Source organism: Hydrogenophaga sp., assembly GCF_051007235.1.
Taxonomy (GTDB): domain Bacteria; phylum Pseudomonadota; class Gammaproteobacteria; order Burkholderiales; family Burkholderiaceae_C; genus Hydrogenophaga.
Genome location: NZ_JBPCSJ010000527.1, coordinates 1 through 8,782 on the forward strand (window position 1 = coordinate 1; position 8,782 = coordinate 8,782).

The window sequence follows — 8,782 nt, forward strand, 5'->3', positions numbered from 1 at the left end:
GCCGGGGCACCCGGCCGGTGGGTTCTTCGGTGCAGCGCTCGCGCAGGGCCGCGTCGGTGGACAGCCAGGCGCGGCCGTTCACGCGCAGCGTCTCGTCCATGCCCGGCAGCAGAAACAACAGGCCCACCGGCGCGCCGGCCACGCCGTGGCTGACCACGTTTTCCAGCGTGTCCAGCCGGTTGTTGCCCGGTGCATCGGGCAGCAGCAGCGTGTGCGCATCCGGCACCCGCACAAAGCCCGGGGCGCCGCCGCGCGGTGACGCGTCGAGCGCGCCGGTGGCCGCGTGGCCGCTGCCGATCACCACGAAGGGCGACAGGCCCACCAGGCGCGTGGCGTGTGCATCGAGCTGCGGCAGTTCTTTCTTGGCCGATCGCTCGCGCACCGGGTCGTAGAGGGCGCGCAAGGCGTCGAGGCGGGTGATGTCGGTCATGGTCCGGGTGGTGTGGTGGCTGGCGCGATGATGGTTCGGCGCGGCGGCCCTGTCCACCCATGTGTGGCACCCGGCGGGCGCGTGAGGCCATGGTGCGGTGCGCCTTGGCAGCGGTGGGGGGCTTGCCTATCATGGCCTGCACGGTGGCGCCTTCGCTCGCGCGGCCGTGTTGCAGCGCACCGGAGGTCAGCGACATGAACGATGTGGACCGGCTCCCCGCCGTCAAACACGGCCTGTGGTTCTACGCGGGCCTCACCACCTGCCACGTGCGCATCCTGCGCCACCACACCCTCTACGGCACCGGCGATGCGGACGATCCGCCCGACATCGCGTCCGACCGCGAGGTGGAGTGCTACTACATCCGTTTCGACCGCCCCGACGCGGGCCATCAATGGCTGGACGGCGGCGCCGCGCTCTCGCTGCGCGAGGCCATGTTCCTGGCCCAGCAGCGGCTGGGGCCGGTGGTCAGCTGGAGCGATTGAAACGCCGCCCCCACGCTCCGCCGCTGCGCGGGTCGCTGCCCCAGGACTGGGAAGGGTCCCGGTCCTTGCCGGGTCCAGGGGGCTGGTCCAGCCTTGGGGCGGCCCGGCTTCAGCCGGCCGTGGCCATCACAGGCCGCACCAGATAGGTGGCCGAACCGGCGGCCCAGGCCACCAGGCGGTCGATGTTGGGGTGCTTGCCCGGGTGGGCGCGGGCATCGGTCGTGTGCTCGGCGTACCAGTCCAGCCCCAGCGCGGCGGCGGCGGGTGCGATGGCGCCGCCGTGCTGCTGCGCCAGTGCGTGGTACACCGCCAGCGAACCGGCCTGCCCCGGCTTGTTCTCGATGGTGGCCACGGTCTGGCCGCTGGGGTCCAGCAGCTGCAGGGCGGCCAGGTGGTTCACGGCGGGCAGGGTTTTCAGGCGTTCGGCGAAGTTCATGGTGAGGTGGTGGGTGGCGACAAAGGCCGCGATGTTGCCAGATCGGCCCGCGCCACAATCAGGGCCGACCGCCAGCCCCTGCCGTCCGCCAACGGGTGGCGGGAAACTGGCTTTAAATCGGAATCTGACCCCCATTCATGACCCCCATTCAAAATGAACGACATGCAACGTTTCTATCCCATCGGCACGCCGGGCCAGGCCTGGGGGCCGACCGAGGTGGCGCAGTGGCGCGCACAGCAGCGGCGCCAGCGTTCGTACGCACACGACGTGCTCGTCCGTGTCGACGCACTGCGGGCCCGCATGGGCGTGCAGACCCATGGCGAGCAGGTGCACGGCGCTGACCGCTACCCGTTGCTCGCAGTGCGCAACCGCTGGCAGGCCGGCTTGCCCGCGGTGCTGGTGACCGGCGGCGTGCATGGCTACGAAACCAGTGGCGTGCACGGCGCGCTCGCGTTCCTCGAACAGCACGCCGCCGCCTACGAAGGCCGTGTCAACCTGCTGGTGGTGCCGTGTGTGAGCCCCTGGGCCTACGAACACGTGCAGCGCTGGAACCACGACGCGGTGGACCCCAACCGATCGTTCCGCACGCCCAGCCCGGCGCCCGAATCGGCCGCGCTCATGGCGCTGGTGGCGCCGCTGCACGGCGCGTTCGCCGCCCACATCGACCTGCACGAAACCACCGACACCGACGAGAGCGAGTTCCGCCCCGCCAAGGCCGCGCGGGACGGCGAAGCCTTCGAGCCCTGCACCATCCCCGACGGCTTTTACATGGTGGACGACACCGAACACCCGCAGCCCGCCTCCCAGCAGGCCATCCTCGCGGCCGTCGAACGCGTGACCCACATCGCCCCGGCCGACGCGCAGGGCGGCATCATCGGCACGCCGCTGGCGGCGCCCGGCGTCATCCGCTACCCGCTGCGCGAGCTGGGCCTGTGCACCAGCCTCACCGGCGCCCGCTGCACCAGCACCACCGAGGTCTACCCCGACAGCCCGCGCACCACCCCCGCGCAATGCAACCAGGCGCAGGTGGCCGCGGTGTGCGCCGCGCTGGACTTCGTGATCGCCCAGGCCTCCGCCCCCGCTGCATGAGCGCTGCCCGCCACCCCGCTGGCCGGGTGCTGCTCACCGGTTTCGACCCGTTCAACGGCGCCAGCGTCAACCCCAGCTGGCAGGCGGTGCAGGCCCTGCACGGCCGGCAGATCCAGGGGCGGCGCATCGTCGCGGCGCAGCTGCCCACGGTGTTCGGCACCTCACTGCGAACGCTCGACACCCTGCTCGACCAGTTGCGCCCCGAGCTGGTCATCTGTGTCGGCCAGGCCGGCGGGCGCGGGGCGATCTCGCTCGAGCGCGTGGCCATCAACGTGGACGACGCGCCCATCGCCGACAACGCCGGCGCCCGCCCCGTCGACGCGCCGGTGGCGCCCGGCGCGCCGGCCGCGTATTTCAGCTCGCTGCCCATCAAGGCGCTGCTGGCCGCGCTGCAGCGCGAAGGCCTGCGCGCAGAGGTCTCGCAGACCGCCGGGACCTTCGTCTGCAACCACGTGTTCTACGGGTTGATGCACCGCATCGCCAGCCACCCCGGCCTGCGCCACACGCGCGGCGGCTTCGTGCACGTGCCCTGGTTGCCCGAGCAGGGCACGCCCCACATGGCGCTGGACGAGGTGGTCAGCGGCCTGCGCGTGATCGTGCGCAGCGCGCTGGCGGCGCCCTCGGCCACACCAGTGACCCCCGGTGGCGGCGCCACGCACTGACGGTTCCACGCGGCCGTGTGGCGCCCATGCGCCGAACTGCGGGGTGTTTGGGGTGTTCATGTGCGGCTAGGCCCAGGGCTTTGGCTCTTAACCTCCCATGAGCCACACACCGGAGCCCCCTGCCATGAGCACATCGCTGCACGACGTCACCGAGCGCACACAGCTCACCAGCAACAACCAGTTCGAGCTGATGCTGTTCCGCCTGGGCCACGCGCCGGGCACCGAGCGCCGCGAGCTGTTCGGCATCAACGTTTTCAAAGTGCGCGAAATCATGGTGATGCCCACCGTGACCGCCATGTTCAACGCGCCGCCGAACGTGCTGGGCGTGGCCAACATCCGCGGCCAGATCATCCCCGTCATCGACCTGCCCGCCCTGGTGGGCTGCACACCGGCGCGGGGCCACGGCATCCTGCTGGTGACCGAATACGCCCGCACCACCCAGGCCTTTGCGGTGGAAGAGGTGGACGAAATCGTGCGGCTGGACTGGAGCCGCGTGCTCGCCGCCGAAGGCAACGGCGGCGACCTGGTCACCAGCATCGCCAAGATCGACGGCGACGCCGACACCTCGCGCCTGGTGCAGGTGCTTGACGTGGAGCAGATCCTGCGCAATGTCATGCCGCATTCGGACGAGCAGATCACCGCCGACGACGTGGGCGACGCCATCCGCCTGCCCGCCGGCACCATCGTGCTCGCGGCGGACGACTCCCCGGTCGCCCGCATGATGATCGAGCAGGGTCTGGGCGCCATGGGCGTGAGCCACATCATGACCAAGACCGGCCAGGAAGCCTGGGAACGCCTGCAGGCCATCGAAGCCGAGGCCCAGGCCGAAGGCAAGACCGCGCAGGACAAGGTGGCCGTGGTGCTGACCGACCTGGAAATGCCCGTCATGGACGGCTTCACCCTCACGCGCCACATCAAGCAGGACCCGCGCTTCAAGTCCATCCCGGTGGTCATCCACTCGTCCCTGACCGGCACCACCAACGAAGCGCACGTGCAGTCCGTCGGGGCGGACGCCTACGTGGCCAAGTTCGAGGCCTCCGAACTGGCCGAGGCGCTGCGCACGGTCATCCGGCGCTGATCGCTTCAGATCCGGCGCCGAGGTCTGTCCACTGCCCGACGCAACCACGCAAGGATGCTGTTGGTAGATGTCGATATTCTTTACAGTCTCGCTTTGGTTGAGTTTGTAACTTCATGTGTTGCAATGTGTTTTTTCATTTCAGTTGTATGGCATTACTTTTGCTTTGACGAGGGTGCCCGTCATTCCCCAAAGTGCATACAACCGGAGATCCAATGAAATTCACGATGAGCAACACCTTTGCCAAAGCCATTGCTGTCGCCGCCATCGGCGTGTCTGCAAGCGCCATGGCCACACCCGTCACCTTCGATGTGACACCGGGTGGTTTCACACCAGGCGCCGGCTACGGCAGCGGCCTGAACGACCTGGGCGTTTCTTTCACGGCCACCGGCACTCCGCAGAACTTCAGCCTTTCGACTGGCGGTTCACAAACTTTCCAGTTCGGCACCGTCCGCTTGCAAGATGAAGGGCTCGCAAATCTCTTGCCCCTCGGTGCGTTCATCAACCCCTTCGAGCAAGGCGGTCTGGGCGTTTCGGCAACTTTCAACTTTTTCAATCCACTCTCGGGCAGCCAGACCGTGACCGCCACGGGCACCGCGATCTTGGGTTTCATCGCCGATCCGGCCATCGACTTCTCCATCGACTGGAACGACGTCGTGGTGAACTTTGGCAACGGTGGTCAGTTCACGATTTCCATGAACGACCTGAGCTTCACTGCCAACAACCAGTCCCGCGTTCAAAACGCCACCATCACCCTCAACAGTTCGCCCGTGCCCGAGCCAGCCACCATGGCCCTGCTGGGCATCGCCCTTGCTGGCCTGGGTGTGACCACCCGCAAGCAAAAGAAGGCCGCCTGAGCGCTTGCGACGTCTCGCGCCTTGATGGAAGCCCGCCTTGTGCGGGCTTTTTTTATCGTGTCGCAGACGTGATCACTTGGTGACAGCAGGGGTACCGCCGCGTGCCTACCATGCGCCCATGAGCGACGACCACACCCCCACCACCCCGCCCGCCCCCTACACACCGCCCGCCGTCTGGACCTGGGACAAGGCCAACGGCGGCCAGTTCGCCAGCATCAACCGGCCCATCGCCGGCCCCACGCACGACAAGGACCTGCCCGTCGGCCAGCACCCGCTGCAGCTGTATTCGCTGGGCACGCCCAACGGCGTGAAGGTCACCGTGATGCTCGAAGAGCTGATCGAACTGGGCCACGCCGGGGCCGAATACGACGCCTGGCTCATCAAGATCAACGAAGGCGACCAGTTCTCCAGCGGCTTCGTCGACGTCAACCCGAACTCCAAGATCCCGGCGCTGCTGGACCGCAGCACCGTGCCGCCCACCCGCGTGTTCGAGTCCGGTTCCATCCTGCTGTACCTGGCCGAAAAGTTCGGTGCTTTCCTGCCCCAGGAGCACGCCGCGCGCACCGAAACCTTCAACTGGCTGTTCTGGCAGATGGGCTCTGCGCCCTTCCTGGGCGGCGGTTTCGGCCATTTCTACGCCTACGCGCCTGAGAAGTTCGAATACCCCATCAACCGCTACGCGATGGAAACCAAGCGCCAGCTCGACGTGCTCAACCGCCACCTCGCCACGCGCACCTGGATGGCCGGCGAGGAATACTCCATCGCCGACATCGCCATCTACCCCTGGTACGGCTGGATGGTCGAAGGCAAGCTCTACAACGCGGGCGAATTCCTCTCGGTGCACGAATACCCGCACGTGCAGCGCTGGGCCAAGGCCATTGGCGAACGCCCGGCCGTCAAGCGCGGCCGCCGCATCAATCGCACCTGGGGCGACGCGGCCGACCAGGTGCCCGAGCGGCACTGAGCGCCGGGGCCGCCCGCCGCGGTCTTCAGTTCACCACGCGCCAGCTGCCGTCGGGCTGCAGGCAGGCCGTGCCCCACACCTTCTCTGGCCGCCCGCCGATGATCGCGTCCATCGTGTATTCGCGGCACAGCCCGGTGGGCGATTCGTAGGTCTTGGTCGGCACCATGGTGTAGACGATCTGCGTGCGCGGGTTCGTCCAGCGGGCCGGCACCCCGGTGCGCACGTTCTGCAGCACCAGCGTGGTCCGCATCTGGTCCGAATCGTCCATCGACCGGCCGATGCTGCCGCCCACGATCGCCCCCGTGACCGCGCCCACGAAGGTCGCGATGTCCTGCCCGGACCCGCGCCCCACATGCGACCCGACCACACCACCCACGATAGCGCCGACGATCAGCCCGGTCTGTTCGTTCGCATGGGGGCCGGCGCAACCGCCCAGCGCGCCCGCCAGCGCCAACGCCATGCCTGCACGTGTCCACGTCTTCATCGTCATCTCCTGTGGTTGTGACGATTCCAGTCTAGGACGATAACCCCCGGGTGTATTGATCCAGAGCAAAAGCCGCTGTCTCCAGTACACCGGCCCGATCAACGCCCGCAGCGACTCACAGGCTCAGCGGGTCAGGCCTGCCACACCCCGAACCCGGCCGATCGCAGGTCGATGCCCACCTCCACCTCGCGCTCCACCGCTTCCTCGTAACGCATCGGATTGAAGCCCTCGTACAGGTCGGGCAGCAGGCGCTGGCCGTAGCGCTGCACGAAGCGGTTGGCCTGGATGCCCGCCTTGTGCTTGTCAAAGCGCACGTCCGGGTCCAGGCCCGTCATGCCCACGTACACGCACGGCTGGCCCGCCACATAGCCCGGGTTGCAGCGCCTGAAGGCCGGCTCCAGCAGCACGTCCGGGTGCAGCTCGATCACGTAGACGTGGTGGTGCGGACGGGCCAACCGTTCACCCCAGCAGGTTGCTCCAGCGGCCCGCGTTGAACACCTGCGTGTAGCCGTTCTTCTTGAGCAGCATCTTGGCCATGCCGCTGCGCGTGCCGCTGGCGCAGCACACCACCACCGGCACGTTTTTCGGGATTTCGTTCAGGCGGCGGCCCAGTTCCGGCAGCGGAATGTTCACCGTGCCCGGTGCGTTGCCACCGGCAAACTCGGCGTCCGACCGCACGTCCACCAGCGTGGCGCCCTGCTGGCGCAGCGCCGGCAGCATGGCCACCACCCGGCGCGCGCTCCACCACTTGTAGCCCAACCACAGCGCCAGCGCCAACAGCGGCCAGTACTGTTCCAAAAATCCCGGGAACACCATTTCGCACCTTCTTTCGCTCGAATCACCCACCGGTCCGCGACCAGCGTTGGTTACGGGTGGGAGTATCCGTCAATTGAAGCGATGCCAGCGCAGCGCGGCGTCAGCGGCCCTTGGAACGGCGTCGGTCAATGCTCCTGGTGGGCCTTCTCGCGGGTCAGCCGCTCGGCAAACGAGATACCGATGGCCGACAGCACAAATGTGAAGTGGATGATCGCGATGTAGGTCACCATCTGCACGCTTTCGAGCGTGAGCGAACCGCTCAGGTAGGTCTTGAGCGCGTGCACGCCCGAGATGGAAATGATGGCAAACGCCAGCTTGAGCTTGAGGTTGTAGGTGTTGACGTGGTCCAGCCAGTCGGGCTTTTTCATGTCGCTCTTGTCAAAGTGCCCGGTGGTCACGAACAGCGACACGCCGGCCAGCGCCACCACCCACACCAGCTGCGCCACCATGGTCATGTCCACCAGTTCCAGCACCTTTATGATCAGGTCGATCTTCGACAGCTCGTCGAACAGCAAGGTGTTCATCAGCTTCCAGGTCTCCAGCAGGAACTTGCCCAGAATGCCGAAGATGATGCCCACCAGCCCGACGTAGAAAAACAGCATGGTGAAACGCATGCGGTAAAGCAGCGCCCCCAGCCCCGAGAGAATCTTTTCCATTGCGAACCCTTGAGATGGCCGCCCGCCAGCGCCAACAGGGCGACCGGCTCAACCGGGCGAGATGATAGTGGGGGCAGGTGAGGGCTGTGCCGGCGCGGACAAAGCCCCGGAAAAAGGGAAAACTTGGCGATAGGAATTGGAATCTGACCCCGATTTCTGCCGTGCCCTCGGCGGGGGACCGTTCTGACGGGCGGTGTGTGCACGCACAGGGCAGGCGCGGGTACCCTGCGCGCATGGCGCGACGCAACCTCTCGCTCTTCATCAACGGGCACGGCCGCTCGGTGCTGCACCGCAGCGGCTTCTCGTGGCTGGCGTGTGTGGGGCTGCCGCTGTGGGCGCTGCACCGGCGGCTGTGGTGGGCGCTGCCGCTGACGCTGCTGCTGCCCCTCGCGCTGCACACCGCGGCCAACGCGCTGCTGGATCTGCTGCCCTCCACCGACGCGCAGGGCCTGCTGGCCATGGCCTGGATCGCGGGTGAATCGTGGGCCATGGGCCGCTGGGCCAACCGCTGGCACCTGCGCTGGCTGCGCTGGCGCGGCTACCAGCTTACCGCCACCGAACTGCCGTCCGATCAGTGGCCCGACGCGCCCACCCTGGCCGCCGCACAGGGGCAACCATGATCAGCGCCTGCTGGGCCCAGATGGGCGCGGCCCTGCACACCGTGTGGGTCGACATGGACCGGCCCGCCTGGTGGGTGCTGCCCGCCCTGGTGGTGCTGGCTGGCCTGCTGGGTGCGCTGCTGCTGGCGCCGGTGCTGCAGTGGGCCTATGTGCGGCGCGTGCAGCGCTACATGGGCTTTCGCGAAGTGCAGCCACCCCCGCGCGCCTGGTG

The 8,782-nt window shown here is 67.7% G+C and carries 14 protein-coding genes; 8 read left to right on the forward strand and 6 right to left on the reverse strand.

The features are described 5' to 3' along the window. The coding region (locus tag ACR2JA_RS18655) for a pyridoxamine 5'-phosphate oxidase family protein (protein ID WP_434010566.1) at positions 1-430 on the reverse strand (430 nt) is incomplete at its 3' end. Between the two features lie 194 nt (positions 431-624). Between ACR2JA_RS18655 and ACR2JA_RS18660 the strand changes: the two genes are divergently transcribed. Further along, positions 625-912 carry a hypothetical protein gene (locus ACR2JA_RS18660; protein ID WP_434010567.1) on the forward strand — a complete coding sequence of 96 codons (288 nt, stop codon included), beginning with the start codon at positions 625-627 and terminating at the stop codon, positions 910-912. Positions 913-1,021: 109 nt separating this feature from the next. Here the strand turns inward: ACR2JA_RS18660 and ACR2JA_RS18665 are convergent, their stop codons facing one another. Continuing rightward, the gene (locus ACR2JA_RS18665; protein WP_434010568.1) at positions 1,022-1,348 is read right to left on the reverse strand and encodes a DUF2322 family protein; all 327 of its coding nucleotides are present in this window, start codon (positions 1,346-1,348) and stop codon (positions 1,022-1,024) included. A 162-nt stretch (positions 1,349-1,510) separates the two neighbouring features. Here ACR2JA_RS18665 and ACR2JA_RS18670 point away from each other — a divergent pair, with 162 nt between their 5' ends. From ACR2JA_RS18670 to yghU, 5 genes are all read left to right on the forward strand, one after another. Beyond that, positions 1,511-2,437 carry a M14 family metallopeptidase gene (locus tag ACR2JA_RS18670; RefSeq protein ID WP_434010569.1) on the forward strand — a complete coding sequence of 309 codons (927 nt, stop codon included), beginning with the start codon at positions 1,511-1,513 and terminating at the stop codon, positions 2,435-2,437. Continuing rightward, positions 2,434-3,099, forward strand: a complete 666-nt coding sequence (pcp, locus tag ACR2JA_RS18675) for a pyroglutamyl-peptidase I (RefSeq protein WP_434010570.1) — start codon at positions 2,434-2,436, stop codon at positions 3,097-3,099. Before ACR2JA_RS18670 ends, pcp begins: the two co-directional genes overlap by 4 nt. A 124-nt stretch (positions 3,100-3,223) precedes the next feature. Further along, entirely contained in the window at positions 3,224-4,177 is a 954-nt protein-coding gene (locus ACR2JA_RS18680; protein ID WP_434010571.1) for a chemotaxis protein, read from the forward strand. A 224-nt stretch (positions 4,178-4,401) separates the two neighbouring features. Then, positions 4,402-5,031, forward strand: a complete 630-nt coding sequence (locus ACR2JA_RS18685; protein WP_434010572.1) for a PEP-CTERM sorting domain-containing protein — start codon at positions 4,402-4,404, stop codon at positions 5,029-5,031. A 118-nt stretch (positions 5,032-5,149) separates the two neighbouring features. Beyond that, positions 5,150-5,995 (forward strand): glutathione-dependent disulfide-bond oxidoreductase, encoded by an 846-nt coding sequence (gene yghU, locus ACR2JA_RS18690; protein ID WP_434010573.1) that lies wholly within the window; start codon positions 5,150-5,152, stop codon positions 5,993-5,995. 25 nt (positions 5,996-6,020) lie between these two features. On the opposite strand, the gene ACR2JA_RS18695 is transcribed toward yghU, so the two are convergent. The 4 genes from ACR2JA_RS18695 to ACR2JA_RS18710 form a co-directional block, all read right to left on the reverse strand. Next, entirely contained in the window at positions 6,021-6,479 is a 459-nt protein-coding gene (locus ACR2JA_RS18695) for a glycine zipper 2TM domain-containing protein (protein WP_434010574.1), read from the reverse strand. 131 nt (positions 6,480-6,610) lie between these two features. After that, positions 6,611-6,934, reverse strand: a complete 324-nt coding sequence (locus ACR2JA_RS18700; RefSeq protein ID WP_434010575.1) for a hypothetical protein — start codon at positions 6,932-6,934, stop codon at positions 6,611-6,613. Positions 6,935-6,938: 4 nt separating this feature from the next. After that, entirely contained in the window at positions 6,939-7,295 is a 357-nt protein-coding gene (locus ACR2JA_RS18705) for a rhodanese-like domain-containing protein (RefSeq protein WP_434010576.1), read from the reverse strand. A 125-nt stretch (positions 7,296-7,420) separates the two neighbouring features. Continuing rightward, complete coding sequence (locus ACR2JA_RS18710; protein WP_434010577.1) at positions 7,421-7,951, reverse strand: YqhA family protein; 531 nt, start codon at positions 7,949-7,951, stop codon at positions 7,421-7,423. Positions 7,952-8,184: 233 nt separating this feature from the next. Here ACR2JA_RS18710 and ACR2JA_RS18715 point away from each other — a divergent pair, with 233 nt between their 5' ends. After that, positions 8,185-8,571, forward strand: coding sequence for a hypothetical protein (locus tag ACR2JA_RS18715; RefSeq protein ID WP_434010578.1), 387 nt, complete (start codon positions 8,185-8,187; stop codon positions 8,569-8,571). Continuing rightward, a partial coding sequence (locus tag ACR2JA_RS18720; protein ID WP_434010579.1) for a hypothetical protein occupies positions 8,568-8,782 on the forward strand: 215 nt, incomplete at its 3' end. The genes ACR2JA_RS18715 and ACR2JA_RS18720, both read left to right, overlap by 4 nt.

What these genes read in the sequence shown, in the direction of transcription:
- ACR2JA_RS18685 (WP_434010572.1), top strand. Translation starts at nt 4,402, where the DNA reads ATGAGCAACACCTTTGCCAAAGCCATTGCTGTCGCCGCCATCGGCGTG.
- ACR2JA_RS18670 (WP_434010569.1), top strand. Translation starts at nt 1,511, where the DNA reads ATGCAACGTTTCTATCCCATCGGCACGCCGGGCCAGGCCTGGGGGCCG.
- ACR2JA_RS18715 (WP_434010578.1), top strand. Translation starts at nt 8,185, where the DNA reads ATGGCGCGACGCAACCTCTCGCTCTTCATCAACGGGCACGGCCGCTCG.
- ACR2JA_RS18665 (WP_434010568.1), bottom strand. Translation starts at nt 1,348, where the DNA reads ATGAACTTCGCCGAACGCCTGAAAACCCTGCCCGCCGTGAACCACCTG.
- ACR2JA_RS18660 (WP_434010567.1), top strand. Translation starts at nt 625, where the DNA reads ATGAACGATGTGGACCGGCTCCCCGCCGTCAAACACGGCCTGTGGTTC.
- ACR2JA_RS18705 (WP_434010576.1), bottom strand. Translation starts at nt 7,295, where the DNA reads ATGGTGTTCCCGGGATTTTTGGAACAGTACTGGCCGCTGTTGGCGCTG.
- pcp (WP_434010570.1), top strand. Translation starts at nt 2,434, where the DNA reads ATGAGCGCTGCCCGCCACCCCGCTGGCCGGGTGCTGCTCACCGGTTTC.
- ACR2JA_RS18710 (WP_434010577.1), bottom strand. Translation starts at nt 7,951, where the DNA reads ATGGAAAAGATTCTCTCGGGGCTGGGGGCGCTGCTTTACCGCATGCGT.
- yghU (WP_434010573.1), top strand. Translation starts at nt 5,150, where the DNA reads ATGAGCGACGACCACACCCCCACCACCCCGCCCGCCCCCTACACACCG.
- ACR2JA_RS18680 (WP_434010571.1), top strand. Translation starts at nt 3,224, where the DNA reads ATGAGCACATCGCTGCACGACGTCACCGAGCGCACACAGCTCACCAGC.
- ACR2JA_RS18695 (WP_434010574.1), bottom strand. Translation starts at nt 6,479, where the DNA reads ATGAAGACGTGGACACGTGCAGGCATGGCGTTGGCGCTGGCGGGCGCG.